The 25,806-nt window shown below is 47.6% G+C and carries 26 protein-coding genes and 1 pseudogene; 7 read left to right on the forward strand and 20 right to left on the reverse strand.

The features are described 5' to 3' along the window. Positions 1–110: 110 nt before the first annotated feature. From OI69_RS00725 to OI69_RS18950, 7 genes and pseudogenes are all read right to left on the reverse strand, one after another. A complete protein-coding gene (locus OI69_RS00725) occupies positions 111–1,400 on the reverse strand; it encodes an ABC transporter substrate-binding protein (protein ID WP_039344724.1) in 1,290 nt (429 codons plus the stop codon). Between the two features lie 15 nt (positions 1,401–1,415). Next, on the reverse strand, positions 1,416–2,543 hold the full coding sequence (locus OI69_RS00730; RefSeq protein WP_039344726.1) for an ABC transporter ATP-binding protein: 1,128 nt from the start codon (positions 2,541–2,543) through the stop codon (positions 1,416–1,418). A 13-nt stretch (positions 2,544–2,556) separates the two neighbouring features. Beyond that, on the reverse strand, positions 2,557–3,462 hold the full coding sequence (locus tag OI69_RS00735; RefSeq protein WP_039344728.1) for a carbohydrate ABC transporter permease: 906 nt from the start codon (positions 3,460–3,462) through the stop codon (positions 2,557–2,559). Then, positions 3,455–4,345, reverse strand: coding sequence for a carbohydrate ABC transporter permease (locus OI69_RS00740; protein ID WP_010275610.1), 891 nt, complete (start codon positions 4,343–4,345; stop codon positions 3,455–3,457). The genes OI69_RS00735 and OI69_RS00740 overlap by 8 nt, the downstream gene beginning before the upstream one ends. Before the next feature lie 46 nt (positions 4,346–4,391). After that, a complete protein-coding gene (gene pelW / locus OI69_RS00745) occupies positions 4,392–6,023 on the reverse strand; it encodes a pectate disaccharide-lyase PelW (protein ID WP_039344731.1) in 1,632 nt (543 codons plus the stop codon). Between the two features lie 273 nt (positions 6,024–6,296). Then, the gene (kduD, locus tag OI69_RS00750; RefSeq protein ID WP_039344734.1) at positions 6,297–7,058 is read right to left on the reverse strand and encodes a 2-dehydro-3-deoxy-D-gluconate 5-dehydrogenase KduD; all 762 of its coding nucleotides are present in this window, start codon (positions 7,056–7,058) and stop codon (positions 6,297–6,299) included. Between the two features lie 81 nt (positions 7,059–7,139). Next, a pseudogene (locus OI69_RS18950) lies at positions 7,140–7,289 on the reverse strand (5-dehydro-4-deoxy-D-glucuronate isomerase); the annotation flags it as partial. 395 nt (positions 7,290–7,684) lie between these two features. Between OI69_RS18950 and OI69_RS00760 the strand changes: the two are divergent. Beyond that, positions 7,685–8,017, forward strand: a complete 333-nt coding sequence (locus tag OI69_RS00760; protein ID WP_039345197.1) for a cupin domain-containing protein — start codon at positions 7,685–7,687, stop codon at positions 8,015–8,017. Between the two features lie 86 nt (positions 8,018–8,103). On the opposite strand, the gene hxpB is transcribed toward OI69_RS00760, so the two are convergent. Continuing rightward, the gene (gene hxpB / locus OI69_RS00765; protein WP_039344742.1) at positions 8,104–8,769 is read right to left on the reverse strand and encodes a hexitol phosphatase HxpB; all 666 of its coding nucleotides are present in this window, start codon (positions 8,767–8,769) and stop codon (positions 8,104–8,106) included. A gap of 287 nt (positions 8,770–9,056) precedes the next feature. Here hxpB and OI69_RS00770 point away from each other — a divergent pair, with 287 nt between their 5' ends. Then, a complete protein-coding gene (locus OI69_RS00770) occupies positions 9,057–9,605 on the forward strand; it encodes a YniB family protein (RefSeq protein WP_039344745.1) in 549 nt (182 codons plus the stop codon). Positions 9,606–9,674: 69 nt separating this feature from the next. On the opposite strand, the gene OI69_RS00775 is transcribed toward OI69_RS00770, so the two are convergent. The 5 genes from OI69_RS00775 to OI69_RS00795 form a co-directional block, all read right to left on the reverse strand. Then, complete coding sequence (locus tag OI69_RS00775) at positions 9,675–10,535, reverse strand: fructosamine kinase family protein (RefSeq protein WP_039344748.1); 861 nt, start codon at positions 10,533–10,535, stop codon at positions 9,675–9,677. A gap of 263 nt (positions 10,536–10,798) precedes the next feature. Beyond that, positions 10,799–11,656 carry a metal ABC transporter permease gene (locus OI69_RS00780; protein ID WP_039344751.1) on the reverse strand — a complete coding sequence of 286 codons (858 nt, stop codon included), beginning with the start codon at positions 11,654–11,656 and terminating at the stop codon, positions 10,799–10,801. After that, entirely contained in the window at positions 11,653–12,516 is an 864-nt protein-coding gene (locus tag OI69_RS00785; protein ID WP_039344754.1) for a metal ABC transporter permease, read from the reverse strand. Before OI69_RS00785 ends, OI69_RS00780 begins: the two co-directional genes overlap by 4 nt. Then, a complete protein-coding gene (locus OI69_RS00790; RefSeq protein WP_039344757.1) occupies positions 12,516–13,406 on the reverse strand; it encodes a manganese/iron ABC transporter ATP-binding protein in 891 nt (296 codons plus the stop codon). The genes OI69_RS00785 and OI69_RS00790 overlap by 1 nt, the downstream gene beginning before the upstream one ends. Further along, positions 13,403–14,317: a metal ABC transporter substrate-binding protein gene (locus OI69_RS00795; protein WP_039344760.1), complete on the reverse strand. Its 915-nt coding sequence runs from the start codon at positions 14,315–14,317 to the stop codon at positions 13,403–13,405. Before OI69_RS00795 ends, OI69_RS00790 begins: the two co-directional genes overlap by 4 nt. A 948-nt stretch (positions 14,318–15,265) precedes the next feature. Between OI69_RS00795 and OI69_RS19735 the strand changes: the two genes are divergently transcribed. The 3 genes from OI69_RS19735 to rlmA all read left to right on the forward strand — a co-directional run bounded on the left by OI69_RS19735 (position 15,266) and on the right by rlmA (position 16,570). Continuing rightward, a complete protein-coding gene (locus OI69_RS19735) occupies positions 15,266–15,382 on the forward strand; it encodes a DUF2627 domain-containing protein (RefSeq protein WP_102117673.1) in 117 nt (38 codons plus the stop codon). A 40-nt stretch (positions 15,383–15,422) separates the two neighbouring features. Next, a complete protein-coding gene (gene cspE, locus OI69_RS00800) occupies positions 15,423–15,632 on the forward strand; it encodes a transcription antiterminator/RNA stability regulator CspE (RefSeq protein WP_005968829.1) in 210 nt (69 codons plus the stop codon). A gap of 107 nt (positions 15,633–15,739) precedes the next feature. Next, positions 15,740–16,570: a 23S rRNA (guanine(745)-N(1))-methyltransferase gene (rlmA, locus tag OI69_RS00805; RefSeq protein ID WP_039344763.1), complete on the forward strand. Its 831-nt coding sequence runs from the start codon at positions 15,740–15,742 to the stop codon at positions 16,568–16,570. A gap of 62 nt (positions 16,571–16,632) precedes the next feature. On the opposite strand, the gene mntP is transcribed toward rlmA, so the two are convergent. The 5 genes from mntP to manX all read right to left on the reverse strand — a co-directional run bounded on the left by mntP (position 16,633) and on the right by manX (position 20,943). After that, positions 16,633–17,205, reverse strand: a complete 573-nt coding sequence (mntP, locus tag OI69_RS00810; RefSeq protein ID WP_039344766.1) for a manganese efflux pump MntP — start codon at positions 17,203–17,205, stop codon at positions 16,633–16,635. Positions 17,206–17,629: 424 nt separating this feature from the next. Continuing rightward, positions 17,630–18,082: a DUF986 family protein gene (locus OI69_RS00815; protein ID WP_039344768.1), complete on the reverse strand. Its 453-nt coding sequence runs from the start codon at positions 18,080–18,082 to the stop codon at positions 17,630–17,632. Positions 18,083–18,146: 64 nt separating this feature from the next. Further along, the gene (locus tag OI69_RS00820) at positions 18,147–18,989 is read right to left on the reverse strand and encodes a PTS mannose transporter subunit IID (protein ID WP_039344771.1); all 843 of its coding nucleotides are present in this window, start codon (positions 18,987–18,989) and stop codon (positions 18,147–18,149) included. Positions 18,990–19,003: 14 nt separating this feature from the next. Then, positions 19,004–19,801: a PTS mannose/fructose/sorbose transporter subunit IIC gene (locus OI69_RS00825; protein ID WP_039344775.1), complete on the reverse strand. Its 798-nt coding sequence runs from the start codon at positions 19,799–19,801 to the stop codon at positions 19,004–19,006. A 176-nt stretch (positions 19,802–19,977) separates the two neighbouring features. Further along, entirely contained in the window at positions 19,978–20,943 is a 966-nt protein-coding gene (manX, locus tag OI69_RS00830) for a PTS mannose transporter subunit IIAB (protein WP_039344777.1), read from the reverse strand. A 568-nt stretch (positions 20,944–21,511) separates the two neighbouring features. Here manX and OI69_RS00835 point away from each other — a divergent pair. Continuing rightward, positions 21,512–23,068 carry a TerC family protein gene (locus tag OI69_RS00835; RefSeq protein WP_039344780.1) on the forward strand — a complete coding sequence of 519 codons (1,557 nt, stop codon included), beginning with the start codon at positions 21,512–21,514 and terminating at the stop codon, positions 23,066–23,068. 88 nt (positions 23,069–23,156) lie between these two features. Here the strand turns inward: OI69_RS00835 and OI69_RS00840 are convergent, their stop codons facing one another. Both OI69_RS00840 and OI69_RS00845 read right to left on the reverse strand, forming a co-directional pair. Further along, positions 23,157–23,987, reverse strand: a complete 831-nt coding sequence (locus tag OI69_RS00840) for an isochorismatase family protein (RefSeq protein ID WP_235319643.1) — start codon at positions 23,985–23,987, stop codon at positions 23,157–23,159. Between the two features lie 33 nt (positions 23,988–24,020). Continuing rightward, the gene (locus OI69_RS00845) at positions 24,021–24,653 is read right to left on the reverse strand and encodes an NADPH-dependent F420 reductase (RefSeq protein ID WP_039344782.1); all 633 of its coding nucleotides are present in this window, start codon (positions 24,651–24,653) and stop codon (positions 24,021–24,023) included. Positions 24,654–24,757: 104 nt separating this feature from the next. Here OI69_RS00845 and OI69_RS00850 point away from each other — a divergent pair, with 104 nt between their 5' ends. Next, on the forward strand, positions 24,758–25,699 hold the full coding sequence (locus OI69_RS00850; RefSeq protein WP_039344786.1) for a LysR family transcriptional regulator: 942 nt from the start codon (positions 24,758–24,760) through the stop codon (positions 25,697–25,699). Positions 25,700–25,806: the final 107 nt, after the last annotated feature.

Raw genomic sequence — 25,806 nt, forward strand, 5'->3', positions numbered from 1 at the left:
TTCAAATTGTGAGGGAGATCGAATTGAATATCGCGGTTGTTTTAATTTAAATGAAAAATCCCTGCCGTCAGTGCGGCAGGGATGGATTACAAGATAAATCGCGTACTACATTATTTCATTGCACGTTTCAGAATACGATCGGCTTGACGTTGGAAGTATTTCGCCGCGTCTTCTACAGATTTCTGACCGTAATCGATAGACTGGATGGTATCACCAAACAGAGAAACGATTTGCGGATCGTCGAAATAAGGCGAAACCGCAACTTCATGTGGCAGAGCCAGAGCCAGTTTCAACCCGGCAACCGCTGGTGCATCATCTTTGATAACGCCATCGGCAGTCAGTTGAGCCACAGCGGCTTTACTCAATGGTACACCACGTTCCAGACCCAGCGCCTGAGCACCTTCTTTGCTGTTGAGCAGGAAGTTGATCAACTGAGCAGACTCTTTAGGATACTTAGTCGATTTACCGATAGACAGCATCTGTGCAGGTTTGAAGAACAAGCCTGAGTCTTTCGCATCTGGCAACATTGGGTAATTACCCAATTCCAGTTTTGCAGGTGGTTGCAGGTTGTCAGAGTACTTGGTAATGGTGGAGTTCCACATGTAAGTACCTGACCACTCGCCGTTGATCCATGGCTTCATCTCATACATGTTGCTCTTGCCGAAAGAAGCATAGTACTTCGTGTCAGGCATGACATGGCTGTCGACCAATTTCTTATACATGCCAAAGAATTCAGCCCATTGCGCATCGCTGTAGGAGAATTTCTGACCTTTTACATCAATAGCTGGAATGTTGTACTTCTGCACCATATAAGAGTTCAACAGTGCCAGAGAATCCTGGTGTTCCAATACGATAGGGTAGTATTGGTCGCCCAGTTTTTCTTTGAACACTTTACCGGCGTTCAGCAGCTCATCCCACGTTTTCGGATACTCCAGACCGGCTTTTTTCCAGCTTTCGGTGTTGAAGTAGAACACGCGAGCAGTAACGGAAATAGGAATACCGTTCAGTTTGCCGTTGACTGTGGTGTTTTGCAGTTCTTTAGGTTCGAACTGGGTCAGATCCAGAGAATCTTTCACTTTGTTCAAATCATAAAAACCATCGCCGTTTTTAGAGAAAATCGGCAGCCAGTTCCAGTTGGTCTGCATCACATCTGGCTCGGTATTACCGGCAATCTGTGTTGTCAGACGAGACAGGTGACCATCCCAGCCAGTGTATTCCGCTTTCACGGTGATATTGGGGTGCTGTTTATGGAACTCTTCAATGGCCTTGAGCGTCTGCTGGTGACGGCTGTTGCCGCCCCACCAGGACATTCTCAATTCAACATTATCAGCGGCGAAAGAAGGCATTGCCACTAATGCCAGAGATGAAACTATTAACGTGTGTAGGATCGCTTTTTTCATCGGTTACTACTCCTGTTAAAGAGAGATATTTTTTTCTGTTTTTGCATCAAAAATATGGCATTTTTCCATGTCGAACTGGAAATATACCGGACGATGCAGTCCCTTCTCGATAATCAGCCGACCTTCGTCATAAGGAATGCGGCTGGTTAATTCAAAGCCATCGACTTTAATGTACATAAAGAATTCGTGACCCATGTTTTCTACGCGAACCAGCTCACCCTGTGAGTGGCTGCCTTCAAATGGCGTATCTGACACGGAAACATAGTCTGGGCGAACGCCGAAGAATACGTCTTGTCCGATATAGCTGCGCACTTTATCTTGTTTTTCAGCATTTAACACCAGCGCGTTATTACCCACAACAACGCCAATCTGACCATCTTTCTCGACCAGTTTGCACGGCTTAATGTTCATTTCTGGTGAGCCAATGAAGCCAGCAACGAACATGTTGACAGGGAAGTGGTACAGGTTATCCGGCGTATCAACTTGCATGATGTGACCGAGTTTCATCACGCAGATACGGTCACCCATGGTCATTGCTTCAGTCTGATCGTGGGTAACATATACGCTTGTCGCCGCTTTACCGCTTTTCTTCAACTGCTTGTGCAGGTCGGAAATACGGATACGCATGGAAGCACGCAGTTTGGCATCCAGGTTTGACAACGGTTCGTCAAACAGGAACACATCTGGTTTTTTAACGATGGCGCGGCCTACGGCCACACGCTGTGCCTGACCACCAGACAGTTGGCGCGGCAGACGATCCATCAGTTCTTCCAGTTCCAGAATTTTGGCCGCTTCGGCTACCTGTGCTTCGATTTGCTCTTTAGGCAGTTTGCTCAGCTTCAGACCAAACGCCAAGTTCTCTTTTACCGTCATGTGAGGGTAGAGGGCATAGTTCTGGAACACCATCGCAATCCCACGCTCTTTTGGCGCCAGATTGTTAACAACGCGTTCACCGATGCGAACTTCACCGCCGCTGATGGTTTCCAGGCCTGCCAGCATACGCAGCGTGGTCGATTTCGCACAGCCAGACGGGCCGACGATAACCATGAATTCACCGTCTTTAATGGTCAGGTCGATGCCGTGAACCGCTTTGAAACCGTTGGAGTATACTTTTTCCAGTTTATTGAAAATAACTTCAGCCATGATAAATCCTCTATTAACCTTTAATTCCGCTGCTGGTCACGCCTTGTACGAAATAGCGCTGTGCCAGGAAGAAAACAATAATGGATGGCAGAATGGAGATGCTGGACATGGCCAGAATTTCATTCCACGGAGCGCCTTCAGTCACGTCGATAGACATTTTCAGCGCCAGCGCAATCGGATATTTATCCACGCTATAGACATAAATCAGCGGACCGATGAAGTCGTTCATTGACCACATGAACTGGAACAGCGCAACAGAGATGATGGCTGGTTTCAAAATCGGCACGACCACATACCACAGAACCTGGAAGGAGTTGCAGCCATCGATCTGAGCCGCTTCTTCCATATCGCGTGGTACACCACGCAGGAACTGAATCAGCATGAACACGAAGAAGCCTTGTGTTGCAAATGCTACCGGTAAATACAGTGGCAGATAGCTGTTCAGCATGCCCATTTCACGGAACATGAGGTACTGCGGAATCAACAGTACGGTACTTGGCAGCAACATGGTGGCAATCAGCGTGGCAAACCAGAAGTTTTTCCACGGAATATCAAAGCGAGCGAAGCCATAAGCCACAATCACCGAGGAAATAACGGTCAGCACCACTTTCGGAATTACATACTGGAAAGTGTTAATCATGTAGTGACCGAAATTGTATTCCGTACCGGTTTTCCAACCGTTAACGAAACCGTCCCAGGTGGCGTGAGCAGGCCACAGACCCAACGTGGTGAAAATCTCATGGTTCGGTTTGAACGACGCTGAGAACATCCACGCCAGTGGATAAAGCATCAGTAAACCAACGAACAGCAGTATCACGTAACGGATGGCGGCACTGAGTTTTTCTTTACGCAGCGTGCGGCGTACTTCAGCAGCAGCAACTTCTTGTGCTGTAGTCAGGTTTGAATGAATGTCAGCCATTTTTTCCTCCTTTATCAGCGGAGTAGAACACCCAGTATTTCGACGACTTAAAGGAGATAGACGCAAATACCGCAACAACCAGGAACAGAACCCATGCCAAGGCAGCACCGTAGCCCATATCGAAATACTTGAACGCCGTATCGTAGATATAGAGCGAGAACAGGTAGGTGTAGTGCGTTGGACCACCGCCAGTAATGACGTAAGGTGCCGTAAACTCCTGGAATGCCTGAGTGGTCTGCATGATAAAGTTAAAGAAAATAACTGGCGTAATCAGCGGTACAGTGACTTTCAGGAACATTTGCCATTTGGATGCACCGTCGATCATCGCCGCTTCATACTGAGATTGCGGAACGTTCTGCAATGCAGCCAGGAAGATAACCATGGCGGAACCGAACTGCCATACGCGCAACAGCGTTACCGACATCAGTGCCAGCGACGGCTCACCCAGCCAGTTGATGGCGTCAAAGCCAAATACGCCAAGGAAGCTGTTTAACAAGCCATCAATCGCGAACAGCGCACGCCATAGAACGGCGATTGCCACGCTGCTACCCAGAATAGAAGGCACATAGTAAGCCGTACGGAAGAAACCGATACCACGCAATTTGAAATTAAGTACAAACGCAATTAACAGCGCGAAGATTAATTTCAATGGAATGGTCAGAAATACATAGGCAAAGGTGACGCCCATGGATTTCCAAAAAAGGTCATCCTCTATAAACATACGGTGATAATTTTCTAGCCCCGTAAATTCAGGTGGATTGATCAAGTCATACTCAGTAAAACTGAGGATAAATGACGAAACAAAGGGGAAAGCGGTAAAAACTATCAGCCCTATAATATAGGGGGAGATATAGGCTAACCCCAGCATTCTGTTTTCATTCATAATGCTTACCTATTGATTAATTGTGAACCATTAAAAAAACATAAAATTAAGCTGTTAATAACTCTGGATAAATTAATTCCACGTCATAAACAATTCTATTTTCCCCGTTAACGTGAAAATCACCGTGAACATATCCACCTTGTGTCAGATACGGCGGTATATCGTTTAATTTGTTGCGACAAGCGGCAACGAAAGTCAGTAAAGCCAGCGGATAGGTATCATCCAGACGAACATAACGATGCTGTGAGGAGCGAACAAACAAACCACGATGGAAATGTTGTTCAAACAGAACGCCAGCCAGTTGCGCGGCGTAATGTGCCCAGGATTCTGATTGTTTATGATCGGCCAATTCAATGACGGTCAACAAAAGTACCGGGCTGGCGATGGATTGAATATCTTCTTTATTCAATCGCGTCAGCATGGTGTTAATCAATGCGTAGAGATCCTTATCGCCACTCAGACGATAAGCACGAACCAGCGGTAATAAATAATCACCTTCTAATGCGAACGGTTTTAATTCCGTTCCCGCTTTGCCGTAATAACCATCGCGTTTAAAACGGTAGCCTGTCATGTCCTGGCCATTGTTCCACATAGGGCGCAGTGTATTGCTCGTGACATCATAGGCGTATTGATAGTAATTTTTTAACCCTGAAATAACCCAATTCAGCATTTCAGCATCCGGCTGCGTGCGCAGGATATCCAGCATTGCCAGTGGGTTATCGATTAGCAGGGGACGCATATCACGGAATAGCACATTGGCTTCACGCGCGATCTCACCGAACTCTGGGCCAAACTGGCGTTGAGCACGATCGCCAAACCAGGATTGCGTTTGATTATCGTCTTCCGGCACGGGTTGGCGCTGCTGTGGTGAACTGAACTGATACACCGGCATACCTGTTTCTGGATTACGGGCCAGAACGTATTGACGGTACAGGTGTTTACCCCAGGCGGCAGCGTGGCTGTCGCCCGTGTATTCTGCGTATTTGAACGCCGCGTAAATCAGATCCGTTCCGGCATTAACAAAAGTCAGCCCTTTGGTTAATGGCAGAACAGGCCACAGTGTCGGATCGACGACATCATGGCGCGCATGCAGGAAAACATCAGGGTCGCGTTTTTTGCTGTAATCACCATGGCGACCCAGATCCAGAGAATCCCAGTTTTCAACGTGCGCATTCCAGAAACCCTGCAAAAAATTCAGCGTTTTTTCCGCATTAACACGATGCAACAGTGCGTAATAGGGCAGGTGGTGCTTTAATTCATGCACCTGAGCTTTGGATTCTGGCCCTTCACCTGCCAGCGTATCGAGATTAATAAAACGATGACCACCCCAGTAGAACAGGCCACTATTCTCATCGACGAAATGATCCAAGAAATATTCGCTCTGTGCGATAGCCTGTTGCTGGTAAGTCTCATTACCTGTAACCACGCTCATCGCGCACAGCGTTCTCAACCAATTTTGCTGGCTGGCAAAATTAGAAATAGAGGCATTGTGTCCATCAGGGAACCGCCATACCACAGGCGTAAACGTTTCAACATCAAAGCCATCGGCCAACAATAGCGTCGGTTTACTTTGGCTTCGGCCTTTATCCTGAACGCAGGCAATGTGGCTATCGAGTGCAGCAATCCATTCGTCGAGCTGCGATTTCTTACTGGTGTATAAGTTTTCAAAAATACTCATGGAGTACCTTCTTATGGAACCGTGTAAACAGTTCCTTATAAATAGAAACACTGTTTTGATTGATTATATTGCGCTATTAACCTTGTCGTCATGCACGCAATATCGAAAGTGTGATCAAAGTCGGAACGTTGTTTTGATTTTTTTTAAGAAAGGATTTTGACAGGAAAAAGAATCGCGAAAAGGAAAATAACAACTTGAAAAATAAATAAAAAGCACAACCGAAATTGTGCTTTTTATCGCAGGTTGGCAAAATGCCGCTAAGAAAAATCGCGCTTAGCGAGCCAGCCAGCCGCCATCAACAGCAATGGTGTAACCGTTGATATAGTCGGATGCGCTAGATGCCAGGAACACGGATGGCCCCATCAGGTCCTGTGGCAGACCCCAACGACCCGCTGGGATACGATCCAGAATCTCTTTGCTACGGTCTTCGTCGGCGCGTAATTGTTGGGTATTGTTGGTAGCCATATATCCCGGTGCAATGGCGTTGACGTTGATACCGTGTTTTGCCCATTCGTTAGCCAGCAGACGGGTGACACCCATAACAGCGCTTTTTGACGCCGTGTAAGAAGGGACGCGGATACCGCCCTGGAAGGACAGCATAGACGCGATGTTGATGATTTTGCCGCCTTTGCCTTGCTTGATGAACTGGCGAGCAACGGTCTGCGACATAAAGAAAACACTCTTAATGTTCAGGTTCATTACGTCGTCCCAGTTTTTCTCGCTGAAATCGATCGCATCTTCACGACGAATGATACCCGCGTTGTTGACCAGAATATCAACGTGACCAAATTCAGCAACGGCTTTCTCTACCAGTTCGGCATGGCCTGCAACGTTGCTCATATCCGCAGTCAGGCTGAGGAAACGGCGTCCCAGTGCGGTCACTTTTTCGATAGTGTCTTTCGGTTCAACGATGTTGACGCCGACGATATCACAGCCTGCTTGCGCCAGGCCGATAGCCATACCCTGACCTAAACCCGTATCACAACCTGTAATAAGAGCCACTTTACCTTGCAAATCAAAAGAATTTAAAATCATAGCTGTAATCTCTCTATAAGCGACAATACTTAGTCGTTAGCTGTTACTGTAGGGAACATCGGTAATTCCGGTTGAAAGCGATTAACCTAACTCGCTAACCTTGACGCGATCCATGTCACCGAACACCTGATTCTCGCCAACCATGCCCCAGATAAAGGTGTAGCATCTGGTGCTAACACCGGAATGCATTGACCAGCCCGGTGAAATCACCGCCTGCTCGTTTTTTATAACGCTCTTAAATCTTATAACTTTCTTAAATCTTACAACTCTCTCTGACGGGTTTCTGTGGTGGCCCATCATGTTCCTAAAAAACAGAAATTATTCCTGCGAAAGCGCCGGGCGAAACAGATGATGTTGCGTGGCAGTGACAACGTCACCCGTTCCTCAACATGCCCGGTTCTTTCTTGTTATGCGGGATGATAGTGTGGATGGGATGTTAATTCAATAAAAATGAAATAATGTTTTATTTATTTCTTGAGGGCCGTCATGGTTTTGCTTATTTTATGTTTTTTCTGGTACTGATATGGCTAAAATGTCGTAATCCATAGTCATACACTCGTTGTCGTGCACGGTTTGTTGACGCAATAGAAGGTATGGGCACTAAAAGCGTTAGAGGAGAGATGATGATGAGAAGATACTTTATTGATGATGAAACGCCGTGGGAAGAACTGGGCGGTGGCATTAAACGTAAGATTATGACCTGGAGTGATGAGCTGATGATGGTCTACGTGCACTTTGAAAAAGGTGCCATTGGTACGCCGCATTTCCATGAGATTCACGATCAGATTGCTTATGTTGCCGCAGGCAGTTTTGAAGTCGTGATTGAAGGTGAAAAACGTATTCTGAAAACCGGTGACGCCTATCTGGCGGTGAAAAACGAGATGCACGGCGTAGTCTCGCTGGAAGACGGCAGTGTTCTGATCGATGCGTTCTCGCCGAAGCGAGCTGATTTCCTGTAATGCTTCAACGCGTGGCGAGTCGGTTGACTGGCCACGCTTTCGTCCTTTCCCGCGATCGGTTTCTCTATTCGTTTACTTCTTTATTCCTACACCAAATGTTTCGCAGTCAGTTGATTCAGAGAGTCTAACTGATAATCGGCCAGTACCCAGCGTGTGTCGGCACGATATTCAGCCTGCGGAATAACGATTGAGCGCATACGCGCCGCTTTGGTTGCAATCATGCCATTCACTGAATCTTCCAGTGTAATGCATTGCGCTGGAGAAACGCCGAGTCCGTTTGCTGCATTTAAGTACACTTCGGGATGGGGTTTGCTATACGGCAATTTTTCGGCTGACATTAAGACATCAAAGTAGTGTTCCAGATTAAACATGCGCAGTACCTGCTGCTGCATGTGGAGCGGTGAGGCTGAAGCCAATCCAATTTTGAGATTCTGTGCTCGACACAGTTGCAGCGCATATTCGACGCCAGGCAGGAGCGGGCGCTGTTCGGCAACGAGTTCGATGGCGCGATCGATAATACGATGAACCACCTCGTCTCGATCAGGCATTGTCCACGGCGCGCGCTGATACCAGAGTTCAACCATCATATCGATGCGTAAACCCAGCGTATCTTTCATGGACTGCCGTAGTGAAATATCGATGCCTAACGAGGCGATAACTTCCAGTTCTGCCTGATCCCACAGGGGTTCTGAATCAATCAGTAACCCATCCATATCGAAAATCGCTGCACGTAGAGAAGAATCAAAAGACATATCACAGGCTCCGTCAGCAAAGAAAATTTACGAGTAAACTATATCTTAAGGAAGCCGAGTAACAGGAAAAAACGCTAGAGTGTTGAATAATACGGCATGTTAACTCGGAAAGGGGAAGGTCGTGAAAGAGGTGGATAGTCACCAACACGCGGGGATGTATAACGGATATAACTGGTTGATCCGGCGGTACGGGAGATAAAGAGTTGACTGCGCGTAAACTTACAGTAGGCTACCCGTCGTACTAAAACGATATATTACCGATGTTGCGTCGCTAAGAAGGGGTTCTCATGACGTATCAACAGGCTGGCCGTATTGCCGTCGTTAAACGCATTGCCGGATGGATTCTTGTGATTCCTGCACTGCTTTCAACCTTCGTCTCGCTGGCTAACTATCTCTACGCTTATACCCAGAAAAAACAGGGTATTGACGCTGTTCTGCTGGATTTTGTGCATCTAATGGTTGACATGGTGCGCTTTAATACGCCTTTCCTGAACATCTTTTGGTACAACTCGCCAGTACCGGATTTTACGCGTTTTTTCAGCGGGGCGACGCTGATGTTTTGGCTGATCTACATCCTGATTTTTATTGGTCTGGCTTTGCAAGTGTCGGGCGCACGGATGTCTCGTCAGGCGAAAGCCATTAAGGAAGGTATTGAAGATCAACTGATTTTGGAAAAGATGAAAGGCGATGGCGGGAACACGCGGGAAATGCTGGAGTCGCGTGTGGTAGTCCCTGGACACACGATTTTGGTGCAATTTTTTCCGCTGTATATCCTGCCAGTGATGATTGCTGGCGTTGGTTACCTCGCATTGCGTTTATTAGGGTTGCCAGTCTGAACAACCGTCTGGCGCAAAGCCTGCGCCAGACGCTGAAACGCCTTCCTACCTTAGATCAAACTTCCTGCATTAACTCAAGAATTGTCGCTCAATCAGTTGCTGTGCTTCAACGATGTGTTTTCCGCCAAAAAGATTGGCGCGGTTAAGCAGATAATAAATCTGGTAAATCGGTTGGCGATCGATAAAGCCTTTATCCAACGGCCACACGCTCTGATAGCCATCATAAATCTGTGCGGGCAGGGCTGGGTAGCGTGGCAGCATCGCTAAATCGCACTCTCTGTCCCCCCAATAGCAGGCTGGATCGAACAGATAAGCGCCATCCTGATTATTGGCGCAATTATCCGGCCATAGGTCGCCGTGCAAGAGCGAGGGCTGGGGTTGATGCCCGGTCAGACGTTCTTCAACGCATGCGATCAGCGTTTCAATGTGACCAAAATGCATCCCTTTCTCCGCCGCTAGCTGTAATTGCCACCCAACACGTTGTTCGGCAAAAAAGGTCGCCCAGCGCCGCTGCCAGCTATTTGGCTGAGGCGTTGTCGAGAGATCATTATCGAAATCCAGACCAAATTGTGGCTGATCGCTCCACTGATGCAGACGCGCGAGTTGTTCGCCCAGGCACCAGGCGCTGTGGGCATCTAACGGTTTGACAGGCAGATATTGCAGAAGCAGGAAGCTGTGATCGCGTGAGCTACCGACACCATAGACGGCGGGTACACGCACCGTATTACTGCGGCTCAGTAAGTGAAGTTGATCGGCTTCAGCAGTGAATTTGGCTAGCATTTCACGACTATCGCATTTTACGAAGACGTCATGTTCGCCGTAACGGACGTACCAGGCTGGGTGTATTTCACCGCCGGACAATTCGTGGTGTTCCAGAATTTCCGCAGTACCGTGATGCTCTTCCAAAAGTCGGCTGATAGCTTGCCACATAAGGTCATCCTCCCATTGATGTTGCCCGATACTCTGCTGTTTATTGGGGCGTTCGTTTTACGGTAACCCATTGAGCGCAATAAAAATGGAATCTACAGCACAGTGATAACCGATAGATGGAGCTTGCGAAAAACAAGTATAGTCGGAATTAAATATAACCGAGTTAGGATGACACCCAATCCGTTGGATAAAGAAATGGATAGATAGGAATGACGTAATCGGTGACGGTTTTCCGATTACGTCATGCTAAAAAGTCGAGGGGATCACCGCACGTCGGTGACAACCTGGGATGCCGCCTGACGGCGTAGTTTAAGCTGGTGGTAAATCAGAGCCAATGTGAAGAACAAAGCCTGAACGATGACGATACAAGGGCCTGTTGCGCCATCAATGTAGAAGCTGATCAGGGTGCCAGTAATACAGGAAATGACGGAAACCAGCGTGGCGACGAAAACCATACGGTCAAAACGTTTACAGACCATGAAAGCAATAATACCTGGCGCAATCAGCATCGCGATCACCAGAATAACGCCGACGGCCTGTAATGATGCCACGATGGTCATCGCCAGCAGGCTCAACAAGCCGTAGTGCAGCAGCTTCACGGGCAAACCAATAACGCGGGCATGGCTGGGATCGAAGCAGTACAGCATGAAATCTCGCCGTTTTAACAAGATGATGGCTAACGTTACCCCGGCAATCAGTAAGATTTGCGTCAGTTCTTGCGGTGTGATGCCCAACACGTTACCAAACAGAATATGATTTAGGTGTTGATCGGTATCGATACGCGCAAACATGACGAGTCCCAGCGCAAACATACCGGAAAAGATAATCCCCATGACCGTATCTTCTTTGACCCGACTGTGTTCTTTCACATATCCCGTCGCTACCGCACAAAAAATACCGGAAACAAAAGCACCGATAACCAGTGGGATCCCCAGCAAGAACGCGATAACAATTCCGGGCAACACGGCATGAGAAATGGCGTCACCCATCAGTGACCAGCCCTTCAGCACCAGATAGCATGACAGCACCGCACAGACCGTGCCGGTTACCACGGCGGCGAGTAGCGCTCGCTGCATGAACGGATAAGACAGAGGGTCCGTTAGCCAGCTAATTAGCGTCATAATGCATCTCCTGATTGAGCGCGTAACCGCAGGCGGCGCGATGCCAGTAATCCATGCTTGGGGGCAAAGAAAAACGCCAACAGGAAGACGATGGTCTGCAACGTGACAATCACACCGCCGGTCGCACCATCAAGGAAGAAGCTCAGATAGGCTCCTACTGCGCTGGTGATCGCGCCTAATGCAATAGAAATCACCACCAGACGACCAAACCGATCGGTGAGCAGGTAAGCTGTGGCGCCCGGTGTAATGACCATTGCGATCACTAAAATCGCGCCGACAGTTTGCAATGCCGCGACCGTACAGGCACTCAGCAGCGTAAAGAACAGAATTTTCAGCTTCAGCGGGGAAAGTCCAATCGAACGAGCGTGGTTCTCATCAAAAAACACCGCCAGCAGGTCTTTCCACAGCAGACAGAGAATCACGAACGTCACGCCAATGATGATTTCAACTTGCAGAATATCTTCGTCAGCAATGCCTAAAATATTGCCAAAAATGATGGATTGCACGTTAACCGATGTCGGATTGAGTGAAATAATCAACAGGCCGACGGCGAAAAACGTTGAGAAAATAAAGCCGATAATCGCATCTTCGCGTAATCGGGTAATGTGACGAATCAGGGTCATTGCCAGCGCCGCGAGCATACCAGTAAAAAATGCCCCAGCCGCGTAGGGGAGACCCAACGCATAGGCACCTGCGACGCCGGGTACGACGGAATGTGAGAGCGCATCCCCCATCAGCGACCAGCCTTTCAGCATCAGGTACGCCGAAAGAAAAGCGCATACGCCGCCGACGATCGCACTGACCCAGATCGCTTTGACCATGTAGTTATAATTGAATGGCTGTAGCAGGATATCGATCATCAGGGCTTTTTCTCCTCCGGTATCACGCGCGATGTAGGAGGATCGCTTTTGGTCGAACCATAGAACACCGCTGGACGTTCATCGTCCGTCAACACCGTTACCGAGCGAACATCGTCATCATCGTGAAGATGGGCCCCTCCGAGGTTGATATGACGCAAAACACCACCGAACGTTTTCTCCAAATTGCTTTGGGTAAAGGTGCTGTGCGTCGGTCCTGCGGCTAAAACGGTGCGATTGACCAAAATAACGTTGTCGCAAAACTCGGGAACACTCCCGAGGTTGTGGGTGGCCACCAGAATCAAATGCCCCTCGTCGCGTAGGGTGCGAAGCAGGTCGATAATGGCGTTCTCTGTTTTCACATCGACACCCGTAAACGGCTCATCCAGCAGCAACACATGGCCTTGTTGAGCGAGCGCTCGCGCCAGAAAAACGCGTTTTTTTTGACCGCCGGACAGTTCGCCGATCTGGCGATGTTGTAGCGTGGAAAGCCCGACACGTTCCAGTGATTCCGCCACAATAGCGCGATCTTGTTTACTAGGAATGCGCAGGAAATTCATTCTCCCATAGCGCCCCATCATCACCACGTCGGAAACTAAAACGGGGAAATTCCAGTCCACGTCTTCTGTTTGTGGAACATAAGCCACCTGATTCAGTTTCAGTGCCTGATAGATTGGTTGCTGGTTGAGCAGTACTTGCCCTGAGGTTGGTTTGACCAACCCCATGATGCTTTTAAACAACGTCGATTTTCCGCTGCCATTTACGCCAACCAGGGCACAAATCGTCCCGCCACTCAGGGAGAAAGACGCGTGGCGAATGGCCTGGTGTCCGTTGCTGTAAGTAACGGACACATTATTGACTTCTAATGACTGTACTGCCCGATCGCTACTCATTGATTAAATCCTTTAGCGATGGTTTCCACCGTCACTTGTAACAGGTCGATATAGGTTGGCACAGGGCCTTTTTCTGTAGACAGAGAATCAACATACAACACACCGCCGTATTTCGCCCCCGTTTCTTTACTGACCTGCTTGGCTGGTTTATCAGAAACGGTGCTTTCGCTGAATACCACAGGGATAGCTTTCTCACGCACGGTATCGATCACTCGGCGAACCTGCTGTGGCGAACCTTGTTCGTCGGCATTGATTGGCCACAAATAGACTTCATTGAACTGATAATCTTTCGCCAGATAGCTGAATGCGCCTTCGCTGGTGACTAACCAGCGCTGCGACTCAGGGATGCGGGAAAGACGTTCACGTAGCGGTGCGTCGAGGGCCTTGATTTTTTCCGCATAGGCTTTGGCGTTGCGGTTATATGTCTCGGCATTGGCTGGATCGGCTTGCACCAGACCTTTACGGATATTTTCGATATAGATTAATGCGTTGGAAGGGGACATCCAGGCATGTGGATTGGGGTTACCGTTATAAGCACCTTCGCGAATAGGAAGCGGCGTAATGCCTTCCGTCACGACAACGGCAGGGACATTTTTCACGTTCTCGAAAAAGCGCGTAAACCAGCGTTCGAGATTCATGCCGTTCCACAGCACTAACTGTGCCGATTGCGTCTTAACGATATCGCGCGGTGTTGGCTGATAATCATGAATCTCTGCACCGGGTTTAGTAATGGATTCGATCGTTGCGGCATCACCTGCAATATTCTGAGCAATATCCTGAATAATCGTAAAGGTGGTGATGACTTTAAGCTTTTCAGCCGCGTGAACGGAGGTATTGGCTAAAAGCAGTAAGGCGCACGGCAGCGCTATGCGACGGAATAGGGTGGGTAAACGGGCGTGAAAAGTAATCATGCGGATATCCTTACAAACCGTGAAATATTAATTGAGAATAATTATCAATATCATTTAAGTCAAGGGGCAGAGAAGCGCGGGGAATCAATAGTAGAGGGTGTCTCATGACACAAGAGATTGCTGTTCGCAGGCTCGCCGTACGTGCTTGCGTGGGTAAGGAACGCATCATGCTCCTTTGGTAACAGAAGTGTTGCTTTAATTTAATGAATCGTACTTAAGGTTACAACGAAAGTCTAACGGTAACAGTGGTTGACTGTCGCGTCACTATACATAGCTATACACATGGTGAAATTTACGCCAAAAAGCGGGAGAAACCCGAAGTAATCTTAAAAAGTTCTCTGTCTCTGCCGATAAACCATAAAGAATGTGAGAGAGGTATCTGTTTTATAGGAAAGGATCGTAAGTGATATGAGCACAAAATCAGAAAGGCGTTGGAAGCTGGCAAGTGTAGTTTTATTGACTTTCCTGGTGGCATTATTAGTGCTGTTGGTTCAAACAAGTTAATTTTTGATTCAACGAAAAGTTAGGTTATAAATAATTTCTATTATGTAACGTATTAATGCAAAAGATACTGATAGCACCAAAATGACAATTCATTTTAAATATTGATATAAGCGTGCTCACTTTTGGGCACGCATTCCCGCTAATGCCCTATCGCTCTTCATCTACGTCCATTAATTATAGCTTTTTGTTATGATTGCATGGGCATTTTTCCTTAAACTGCGACCCGTATCGCGTATTTTTTTAGACAATAGGATCCGCAGACCGCTTATTGCGCGGTGTTAGAAGGCGTATGCGAATATCGGTCTTAGGTGACATTATCGTGTATTAATGAATCAGTAATGATGTGAATTTGTGCGGGATGTCCATGCCTGATAAAAAAGACCTTGCCATCGTTTGTAGAGTGTGCAATAACCCTTCTGGGTAAAACGAGGTACAGTTCTGTATATGAATGGCATTTTCAGTAAAGAAGACTTAAGTTCAACCTTTAGCGTTGCATGCTGCTTCTCTGCCGATCCTTATCTTAGTGCCTCAAGCAGTAACGACTTTGGTTTGTCTGTATAACGCCTTTTGGCGGTTTAAACAATTAAAGGAAATATTTGAAATGGCAAAGATTAAAGGTCAGGTTAAGTGGTTCAACGAGTCTAAAGGCTTTGGTTTCATCACTCCTGCTGACGGCAGCAAAGATGTATTCGTACACTTCTCTGCAATTCAAGGTAACGGCTTCAAAACTCTGGCTGAAGGCCAGAACGTAGAATTCGAAATTCAGGATGGCCAGAAAGGTCCTTCCGCAGTAAACGTCACTGCGCTGTAATTTTACAGCTCTGTTGCAAAACCCGCCATGGTGCGGGTTTTTTGTTGTCTGTATTTTATCTATGCCTGTGATGCAACAAAGATGTTTTTAATGAGGAAAATGTGCCGATGAGCTATCAGTGTCCACTATGCCAGTTACCTCTGGAGCGACACCCGCGGCAGTGGACGTGTGGCAAACATAGCTTTGACTGTGCGAAAGAAGGATACGTCAACCTGCTACCAGTACAGTTTAAGCGTTCGAAACAACCTGGCGATAGCGCTGAAATGATGCAGGCTCGGCGCAGCTTTCTGGAAGCGGGTCATTACCAACCGCTACGCGATACTGTCGCGCAATATCTTGATCGTGTTATGGCAGATGACGCAACGACACTGCTGGATATCGGCTGTGGCGAAGGGTATTACACGACAGACGTTGCGCACCGTCTTACATCGCGTAGGGCGATGACAATATATGGGCTGGATGTGTCCAAGGCGGCGATTCAGCGTGCGGCAAAACGGTATAACAACGTTGAATTTTGCGTCGCTTCTAGCCAGAGGCTGCCTTTCCAGGACCAATCTCTTGACGCCGTGGTAAAAATTTATGCGCCGTGCAATGACGCGGAATTACAGCGTACCGTTAAGATTGGCGGCTGGGTAGTGACGGTATCTCCAGGACCACGACATCTTTATCAACTGAAGGCAGAAGTCTACGATGAGGTGTTATTGCACCCGAGTAAAGATGAACAGCTTGCAGGCTTCCAGCTTAGGGATCAGCAAACGCTCGCGTATTCCATGCCGCTATCTGGGGATGAGGCGGCGGCACTATTGCAAATGACGCCCTTTGCCTGGCGGGCAACGCCAGAGGTCAGCGAAAGATTGCGGGCAGCACGTCAATTTCGTTGCGACACGGATTTTATTATCCGTTTGCATCAACGTGTCGATAGCGTGATTGTCTCGTAATTGAGAAGATAAAAATGGGCAGCGCGATAGTGGGCTGCCCGTTGCTGTCAGCGGTGTTTTTATCAGGCGGCGTAGCCGAGATGTTCGTACAGGATATTACAGCCGATACCTATCAAAACGACTCCACCCATCACTTCTGCTTTTTTACCGAGAATAGGGCCAATGTAGCGGCCAATCATCATACCGAGTGTGACCATAATCATGGTGGCACAACCAATGACCATCGCGGTATGGAAAATATTCACCTGAAGAAAAGCCAGACCAACACCAATCGCCATCGCATCCAGACTGGTGGCGACGGCAGTGCAGATTAGCAACGCCAGACTATGATTTTTGACTTTTTCGCAGCGGCAATTTGAAGAACCTTTAAGTCCCTCAATGATCATACGGCCACCTAAAATCAGTAACAGTGTAAAGGCGACCCAGTGATCCCATTCGAGAATATATTGGCTGGCAAAAAAGCCAAGCGCCCAGCCGATGAGGGGAGTAATGGCTTCGATCACGCCAAAAATGAGGCCAGTACGGATTGCATCACGGAAACGGGGATTATGCAGGACGGCACCTTTACCGATTGACGCGGCGAAGGCATCCATTGACATACCAAATGCAAGGATAAGTGTTGCTGACATATTCATTGTAAGTAGCCTCGGCTGGACGATTAACCATATCCACGCGGATCATCTCCAACCCGATAGACGATCCTACGTGTCTATGGTCTCGCCTGCCAATCTTGCTTGGCCGCCCGCACCACGTTTTATGCTCCGGTAATAGGAGATAAAACGAGTATGTTGATACGAGCATTTCTGACTAACTATGATGAATAATATCTAATCAGAAATCGGCTACTCCCCAATGACGGCGCAACCTTACCATATTATTTGTGTTGCAAACAACACCAAAAGTTTTAGGTGTTAATAATGCAATTGATAATTATTTTCATTTGGTTGTGTGAGTTGAAGGGTTGTATAAAATAACGACAGGATTACTGTGGGTAAATACCGTTAAAACACGGAGTATATATTTGATATTATCTATCATTATGTGTGAAATAAATTTATTTCATTGATTTTCAATCATAAATTTATATATTTTTTCTAAATCATCGAGTTGTGCAACGTGTATCAACAAACGACGGCGTTCAAGTTCGATGACTAATACGCCATCTTCAGATAAATTTATATTTTTAATCCTGTTATAAGGAATGAATATATTTGCATAAAAGAAACCAGCCGATTTAAACATTAATTTAGGACGGCGAATATAAGCCAGGTAGCCGGCTACGAAGGCCAGAGAAATCAACAGATAAGTCGTGATAATGGCACCATTATTCATCACATTCTGATAAATAAGAATACCCACCAAGCCGATAAAAATCAGAGTATCGAGGCGATTTGACCGCTTCAGGAAGATGATGAGTCGAGTTTCTCCTTTGAGTTTGTCCATGATGAACTCATCATAGATGGCATAAGCCAGCGCTAAAGCAATCAATACGACTAGCGTGATATCCGTCATACCTTATGTCCGTAAGTATCAATGAATAAAAAAGCCGGGCGTGTGCACACCCGGCAGTTGAACATTACACGCCGAGCAGACCGATCCAGTATCCAAAGATACCAATCGCGAAGAAGCCCATAATCAGCCACAGCGCATTTACCTTACGCCGTAACAGCCACATACAGCCAAACGTCAGCAGTAGGGGAACAAGCCCCGGCATGAGCTGGTCAAGAATGGATTGAACGGTGGTCACCGTCGTTGTTCCATTCTGGTTTGTCACTGTCGACACCACCATCGGTATATTGACGTGTGTCCATTTATTGACCAAGGCACCCATGACGAACAAGCCGAGGATAGAAGCCGCCTCGGTCATTTTTTGCAGGAAACCGCCGCCCATATCGCTAACGATATCGATCCCTTTACGGTAGCCATAGGCGACGCCATAGTAACGCACCAGCAGTCGAACCAGATTAAACAGAACGAAAAAGAGTATTGGCCCCAGCAGGCTGCCGCTCATGGCAATCCCCGCACCTAGCGCGGCGAACACCGGACGGGCGGTGCCCCAGAATATCGGATCGCCGACGCCAGCCAGTGGCCCCATCAGCCCGACTTTCAGGCCGTTTATCGCAGCATCATCAATGGGGGCACCGTTAGCACGTTGTTCTTCCATTGCCATCGTCACACCGAGTACCGGCGCGGCGACAAAAGGTTGCGTATTGAAAAACTCCAGGTGGCGTTTGATCGCCTGTTTGCGCTCTTCTGAGTTTTCAGGGTAAAGACGGCGAATTACCGGCACCATAGAAAAACAGAAGCCAAGTGCCTGCATACGCTCGAAGTTCCAGGAGCCTTGAAACAGGTTGGAACGGATAAACACCGCGCGGATGTCGCTGTCAGTGAGTTTTTTGACATTCGTATTTTCGACCATTTCTCTCACTCCTGTTAATCCAGTTCGTTATCAAGGTTGTTATTGCCTGATGAAACCGGCTGGCCTTGAACCTTGTTATATTTCGGGCTGAGCTGGATATACAGCACGGCCATCACAATACCGATGACACCCAGCGCCACCAGATTGAACTGGGTGAACGCCGCGGTAACGAAGCCAAGATAGAAGAATGGCATCAGATAACCAGCACGCATCATGTTGATGACCATCGCGTAACCCACGACGACAATCATGCCACCCGCGATATTCAGCCCGTTGGTGACGACCTCAGGGATGGAGTTCAGCAGCGCGTGAACGGCGTCGGTGCCGACGGAAATCGCGACGATCACCGCAGGAATTGCGATACGCATGGCTTGTAACAGCAGGGCGGAGACGTGGATCCAACTGATTGCCGTCAGGTTACCTCGCTCTGCCGCGCTATCAGCCGCATGTTGGAATGCCACGGTAATGGTACGAACAATGATGGTTAACACTTGCCCGGCTGCGGCGAGCGGAATGGCCAGCGCAATCCCGGCACCGATCCCCTGACCACCGGCAATAACCAGAATGGTTGAAATAATGGAAGCCAGCGCCGCATCGGGTGCGACTGCCGCACCGATGTTCATCCAGCCCAATGCAATCATTTCCAACGTACCGCCAATAATGATCCCGGTTTTCAAATCACCTAATACGGCACCAATCAACGTACAGGCGACGAGTGGACGGTGGAACTGGAATTCATCAAGAATCGAACCCATCCCCGAAACGCACGCGACGAGAAATATCAGCACAATTTGAAGTGTGGTGATCTCCATCGTACTTCTCCTATAAAATGTGTCTGAGTAAAATAAATCGCCATCCCTATTGCTTTTCAATGTCGACATAAAATTTTTCAATCTCGACATCAATACCTATTTTGTACAGCGTCAGGCCTAAAAAGCTTTTATTGATGATGACAATAGCGTTAATGACATTCACACCACGATCGGTATCAGTGCGGCATTTTGTTAATTAAATCCATCATTTTAATCCGGGAATCGGTTGATACTTTTCTAACCTCCAATTCAATACCGCGTTTATCTAATTCACGGAATGCCGCAATATCCTTCTCATCGATGGAGACGGCGTTATTCACCTGTGTTTTCCCCTGTTTGAATGCCATTCCGCCAACATTGACCGAGGTGATTTTTACGCCATTTTCGATCAGCGTTAATACATCCGTCGGATTGGTGAACAGTAACATCACGCGATCGGCGGCATATTTCGGGTTGTCATAAACACGAACGGCTTTTGCCACATCTACCACATGCGCGGTAACACCCGGTGGTGCAACCTGAGTCAGCAACGTTTTGCGTACGTGATCGGCAGCGACTTCGTCGCTGACAACAATAATGCGCGAAACATTGGTTTCTTTCGTCCAGCGGGTGGCGACCTGACCATGAATCAGGCGGTCATCGATACGCGCCAACCCGATTTTCATATGTTCACCGGGGCCAGCGGGTGTGGGGACGGTGTTGGCTTTTGGCAGTGGAGGAGACGGTGGGACGGCTTTCGGCGCTTCCTGATGTTTCAACACTTTTACGCCATCCCTGCCTGCTTCCAGCGCGATAGCCACCAGATCGGAGAAAGACGGATTATCGTCCCGAGCCATAAAGGTTTCTGCCAGCATGGGAATATTCACGCCAGCAATAACGTCATGGTTCTCTTTGTCGGTAACGAGGCGGCTGGCGGCGTTAAACGGGCTGCCACCCCAGGTATCAACGAGAAACAGCACGCCCTGTGATGTGTCTAACTGCGTGAGTTTTTCCTGATATTTTTCTATCAATGTTTCGGCGTTTTCTCCGGGGACGAAATCGATCCAGGCGACATTACTTTGTTCACCAAGGATCATCTCTGCTGTCTTTAACAGCGGTCCCGCAGTGGCGCCGTGAGTGCATAACATGATTGCAATACTCACTTGCTATCTCCTCACGTTCACGATCAAAAAAGAGTCAATGTGTCATGAAACTGGGCTAGCGTTTTGTAGTAAAAACGTTAACCGCCGCGGTACTCGTATGGCTGCAAGAAAAAATCCTACCGTGAATTCATGACATCCACGGTATGCATCCAGATTGTCAGACGAGAGATCGTGACTGACAGATTTATTTTAGTTATCGAAAAAATAAATAGTGTGATGGTGCTCTAATGCTGATTAGTTAAATAAGGGTTAAAAGACGCTGGAAGGCGCAAATTTGAGCGCATTATCAATGCAAAGCAGATTTAAGAAATTCTTTGTGAAAATTGGTAACAACCTGTTAGAGTAAACATCCCTTAAATTGCTTAGGAGCACCGGGCATCAGCCCTTCCCATGGACTGTCACCGACAAAACGTTCTCTGTTTTCCCGCTAATGCTGGCGGTTTTTTGTACTCAACGGGTCACTCAGGCCACATTCAGAATCTCTCTGGTTCACATCAACTCTTTTTATTACCATTCAATGCGACTCATGCATTGATGTCATCTGTTCGTTCATTTTCTGGAGTCTGACATGGAATTTTTGCTGGATCCTTCAATCTGGGCAGGCTTATTGACGCTGGTGGTACTGGAAATTGTTCTGGGCATCGACAATCTGGTGTTTATCGCCATTTTGGCGGATAAATTGCCCCCCAAACAGCGAGATAAAGCCCGCATTATCGGTTTAAGCCTGGCGCTGTTAATGCGTCTGGGTTTGTTGTCTTTGATTTCCTGGATGGTCACTCTGACGCGTCCATTGTTTAGCATTGGTGATTTCAGCTTCTCCGGTCGTGACCTGATTTTGCTGTTCGGTGGTTTGTTCCTGTTATTTAAAGCCACGATGGAGTTACATGAACGGCTAGAGAATAAGGCGCACGACGGCAACGGCAATCGCGCCCATGCCAATTTCTGGGCCGTCGTGGCGCAGATCGTCGTGCTGGATGCCGTGTTCTCGCTGGATGCCGTGATTACCGCGGTGGGGATGGTTGATCATCTGGGCGTTATGATGACGGCGGTGATCATCGCGATGGGTGTCATGCTGATTGCCTCTAAGCCACTGACCCGGTTCGTTAACGAGCACCCCACGGTGGTTGTGCTGTGCCTCAGCTTCTTGCTGATGATTGGTTTGAGCCTGGTGGCGGAAGGTTTTGGTTTCCACATTCCGAAAGGCTACCTGTATGCCGCGATTGGTTTCTCCATCCTGATCGAACTGTTTAATCAGATTGCCCGTCATAACTTTATGAAGCACCAGTCGCACCGTCCTTTGCGTGAGCGTACCGCAGAAGCCATTCTGCGTCTGATGGGATCGCGGAAAAATACGGATGATTTGAATGCAGATGAACCACAGAAGAAACTCACGACTGAGGAGTTCGCTGAAGAAGAGCGCAATATGATCAGCGGTGTGCTGACATTAGCCTCGCGTTCGCTGCGCAGTGTGATGACGCCGCGTACGGAGATTTCCTGGGTGGATAGCGCCAGTTCAGTCGAACAAATTCGCATGCAATTGCTGGATACGCCCCACAGCCTGTTCCCAATCTGTCGTGGTTCGCTGGATGAAATTATCGGTGTTGTCCGTGCCAAAGATCTACTGGTGGCACTGGAAACGCAGACCGATGTTGAAAATTTTGCGGCGGCTAACCCGCCCATCGTGGTGCCGGAAACGCTTGATGTGATTAACCTGTTGCCTGTTTTACGTCGTGCGAAAGGGAGTCTGGTGATCATCGCCAACGAGTTTGGTGTGGTTCAAGGGTTGGTCACGCCGCTGGACGTGCTGGAAGCCATTGCGGGCGAATTCCCGGATGAAGACGAAACGTTGGATATCATCCCAGACGGTGAAGGCTGGCTGGTGAAGGGCGGAACGGATTTGCACGCGTTGCAACAGGCCGTGGATAGTAACGATTTGGTTGACCCGAAGGAAGATTACACCTCACTGGCAGGTTTGCTATTGGCGCACAGTGATGAGTTTCCGAAGGTTGGCGACACCATCGAATTGCACCATCTGCGCTTCCATATCGTCGATGTTTCCGAATACCGCATTGAACTGGTGCGTGTGGAACGGCTTGTCGATGAGGAAGATGTTGAAGAAGCGTAAGCGCTGTCGTGCATGATTGTTACACCCTGCGAGTGGTACGCTGGCAGGGTGTTTTTTGCCGAAAAGGGATGGGCAGAGACTGGGGTAATTATTTCACTACTTTAAAAGGATCAGGAACGGTATGCTGATTGGCATTGTTCCAATAGTTCTGTAATACCCAACCATATTCTGGTAACCCATTGATAAACGGTGGAAGCATTGCGTCTGCGCTCGGGTTTTTCCAGTCTGCTTGCAATTCTGCACCAAGCGCAAACACACTTTCAAGTTCAGCCCCAGCCGCCGTCATTCTCTGCATTGCCGCATCCGCCTCGTATTTGCTCCATGCGCCAGAGGCATCAACAACGGGATAGACTTGATATCCATCATTTATCATTGCCAATGTCGGTAAAGTTACGCAGGTTCCCAATGTCACGCCGGAAATAATAATGTGTCTTCGACCTGTTTTGGCAACTAAATCTTCTAGCGCTTTACGGAACGTTGGATCTTCATAAGCGTTGATAATACCCGTGCGACGGTAAATGGGTTGATCTTTGAATAGTTCTTTTAGTTCCGGCAGCGTATCACCATTTTGCCATTGAGCATTAGAGCTGGTAATTAAGACCGGAATATCTAATGCTTTAGCCATCTGCGCTAAGGCTACCACATTGTTTTTATAGCCTGATGCCTGTTGGAAATCACGAACGCTTGCCATCAGGCCGACCTGATGATCGACAAACAGCATAATGCTATTTTCAGGCGTCGGTTTGTCATAAGCCACGCGGCCAGCTTTACGTGCTTCTGAAGGGCTAGATTTATATGGCAAAACTTTATTTGTAATAGGACTAACAATATCTGTTGATTTTTGTTCTGCAAAAGAAAAAGAAGAAAAACACAATATTGTTAAAGCGATAGAGACCTGAGTCAATCTTATATGAGACATAAACTATCCTGATGATGAATAATAAAGAATAAGCTAAATACGGCTAATCCAGGTCGGTGCAATCTGAGTACCTTTACCCGCCCCATAACCAAAATAAATATTTAGTCCACCGAGAGGTTCCAGATAACGAGAATTTTTTAGTCCACCGGCATCTACCGGAGAGAATCCGAGACTTTCGATTAATTTACGGACAGCTTCTTTTGCTGATTCGCTATCAGTAGCATAAAAAACCGGGACTGTTGCATTCTGGGAGAATTTCGCTCCTTCAGACAAAACTTGAGCAAAAATCGTGTTAAAGGCTTTAACAACAATGGCACCAGGAGCCATTTTCGCGATTTCCTCGCCCGCAGAGGTATCGTGACCAAGGGTGAGTCCCATGTAGTCGGCTGTGAGTGGGTTGGTTATATCAATAATTACTTTCCCATTTAGATCGCCAAGAGACTGTAAGGCGGAGCGTGTGTCATTGTAGCCAACGGCTAAAATCGCGATGTCTGCATCATGCAATACCTCATCTGATTCCACTGCTACCGCCCCAGAATATTGAGCGGCAAGTGATCTGGCTTTGATGAGGTCACGAGCCGTGATCCGCACCTCGTGACCCGCTAATGTGAGTTGTTTGACGAAACCTTGGCCCATATTTCCAGTACCTATAACGGCAACTTTCATTGTGTAATCCCCTAGTGAAGTAAAAGTATCAACAATACTTTATTGGTAATGATATTTATGATAAATAGCCAATAATTAGATATATTGTCTCTCAGGAGGAGACAATGGATAAATTGCAAGCGATGGCTACCTTTGTTGCGGTAGTAAAAGCGGGAAGTTTTGTCAAAGCAGTGGAAAGTACAGGGTTTTCAAAACCGGCCGTATCACGGCAAGTTATTGAGTTAGAAAAACTCTTGGGTGTAAGGCTACTCCATCGAACTACTCGGCGTATTTCTTTGACTAATGAAGGTCAAATTTATTACCAGCGTTGTAAAGAGGTGTTATCGGTTATCGAAGAGGCCGAAAATCAAGTTTGTACGCGTGCCAATCAGGCGCACGGCCGCTTGCGGATTGGTGTACCACAGGATTTTGGTGTACTTCAGTTGGCTCCATTGTGGGGGCAGTTTATGGATAAAAACCCGAAAGTTGAGCTAGATATTGTCCTTTCCGATCGTAGCGTTGATCCGGTAGAAGAAGGATACGATTTAGTCGTTCGCATCGGTAATCTGCCAGATTCAACGTTGATATCCTCGTTGTTGGCAACAACTCGCTTAATATTGTGCGCCTCACCTGAATATCTTCGCGTATGGGGGACACCGACACATCCTAACGATTTAGATAAACATGTCGTAATTGCGTATAGTTATAGCTCCGGTGGCAACGGATGGGTATTTTGCAAGGAAAAAAGAGAACAGATAAAAATTAATATTCACCCGCGTCTCAATGTTAATAATGGGGCAACATGTCGATTTCTCGCTATCAAAGGCCAAGGGATAATCTTGCAACCAGATTTTCTGGTATATAGCGATATTATCAAGGGGAGGCTGGTGGAAATAATGCCAGACTGGCAAGCGCAAACATTGGGAATACACGCGCTTTATCCTACACGTACGCTATTACCACTCAAAGTTCAGCTTTTACGTGATTTTCTATCCGATGCTTTACGACCTAAAACATGGCTATTGTCTGCTTATGACCCATGGGAAAAATTATTAACAGGAAAGTGAACGGTCGATAATGAAGTATGTACGTTATTGCAATGAGTCCTCCTAGCCGAATATCGACAGGAATGCATGATGGAATCAATCGATCTTTCGATAGCACAATAAGATGG

The organism is Pectobacterium fontis (assembly GCF_000803215.1).
Classification (GTDB): domain Bacteria; phylum Pseudomonadota; class Gammaproteobacteria; order Enterobacterales; family Enterobacteriaceae; genus Pectobacterium; species Pectobacterium fontis.

Coding starts and splice junctions, on each gene's coding strand:
- OI69_RS00725 (WP_039344724.1), bottom strand. CDS start 1,400: ATGAAAAAAGCGATCCTACACACGTTAATAGTTTCATCTCTGGCATTA.
- OI69_RS00730 (WP_039344726.1), bottom strand. CDS start 2,543: ATGGCTGAAGTTATTTTCAATAAACTGGAAAAAGTATACTCCAACGGT.
- OI69_RS00735 (WP_039344728.1), bottom strand. CDS start 3,462: ATGGCTGACATTCATTCAAACCTGACTACAGCACAAGAAGTTGCTGCT.
- OI69_RS00740 (WP_010275610.1), bottom strand. CDS start 4,345: ATGAATGAAAACAGAATGCTGGGGTTAGCCTATATCTCCCCCTATATT.
- pelW (WP_039344731.1), bottom strand. CDS start 6,023: ATGAGTATTTTTGAAAACTTATACACCAGTAAGAAATCGCAGCTCGAC.
- kduD (WP_039344734.1), bottom strand. CDS start 7,058: ATGATTTTAAATTCTTTTGATTTGCAAGGTAAAGTGGCTCTTATTACA.
- OI69_RS00760 (WP_039345197.1), top strand. CDS start 7,685: ATGAGAAGATACTTTATTGATGATGAAACGCCGTGGGAAGAACTGGGC.
- hxpB (WP_039344742.1), bottom strand. CDS start 8,769: ATGTCTTTTGATTCTTCTCTACGTGCAGCGATTTTCGATATGGATGGG.
- OI69_RS00770 (WP_039344745.1), top strand. CDS start 9,057: ATGACGTATCAACAGGCTGGCCGTATTGCCGTCGTTAAACGCATTGCC.
- OI69_RS00775 (WP_039344748.1), bottom strand. CDS start 10,535: ATGTGGCAAGCTATCAGCCGACTTTTGGAAGAGCATCACGGTACTGCG.
- OI69_RS00780 (WP_039344751.1), bottom strand. CDS start 11,656: ATGACGCTAATTAGCTGGCTAACGGACCCTCTGTCTTATCCGTTCATG.
- OI69_RS00785 (WP_039344754.1), bottom strand. CDS start 12,516: ATGATCGATATCCTGCTACAGCCATTCAATTATAACTACATGGTCAAA.
- OI69_RS00790 (WP_039344757.1), bottom strand. CDS start 13,406: ATGAGTAGCGATCGGGCAGTACAGTCATTAGAAGTCAATAATGTGTCC.
- OI69_RS00795 (WP_039344760.1), bottom strand. CDS start 14,317: ATGATTACTTTTCACGCCCGTTTACCCACCCTATTCCGTCGCATAGCG.
- OI69_RS19735 (WP_102117673.1), top strand. CDS start 15,266: ATGAATGGCATTTTCAGTAAAGAAGACTTAAGTTCAACCTTTAGCGTT.
- cspE (WP_005968829.1), top strand. CDS start 15,423: ATGGCAAAGATTAAAGGTCAGGTTAAGTGGTTCAACGAGTCTAAAGGC.
- rlmA (WP_039344763.1), top strand. CDS start 15,740: ATGAGCTATCAGTGTCCACTATGCCAGTTACCTCTGGAGCGACACCCG.
- mntP (WP_039344766.1), bottom strand. CDS start 17,205: ATGAATATGTCAGCAACACTTATCCTTGCATTTGGTATGTCAATGGAT.
- OI69_RS00815 (WP_039344768.1), bottom strand. CDS start 18,082: ATGACGGATATCACGCTAGTCGTATTGATTGCTTTAGCGCTGGCTTAT.
- OI69_RS00820 (WP_039344771.1), bottom strand. CDS start 18,989: ATGGTCGAAAATACGAATGTCAAAAAACTCACTGACAGCGACATCCGC.
- OI69_RS00825 (WP_039344775.1), bottom strand. CDS start 19,801: ATGGAGATCACCACACTTCAAATTGTGCTGATATTTCTCGTCGCGTGC.
- OI69_RS00835 (WP_039344780.1), top strand. CDS start 21,512: ATGGAATTTTTGCTGGATCCTTCAATCTGGGCAGGCTTATTGACGCTG.
- OI69_RS00840 (WP_235319643.1), bottom strand. CDS start 23,987: ATGTCTCATATAAGATTGACTCAGGTCTCTATCGCTTTAACAATATTG.
- OI69_RS00845 (WP_039344782.1), bottom strand. CDS start 24,653: ATGAAAGTTGCCGTTATAGGTACTGGAAATATGGGCCAAGGTTTCGTC.
- OI69_RS00850 (WP_039344786.1), top strand. CDS start 24,758: ATGGATAAATTGCAAGCGATGGCTACCTTTGTTGCGGTAGTAAAAGCG.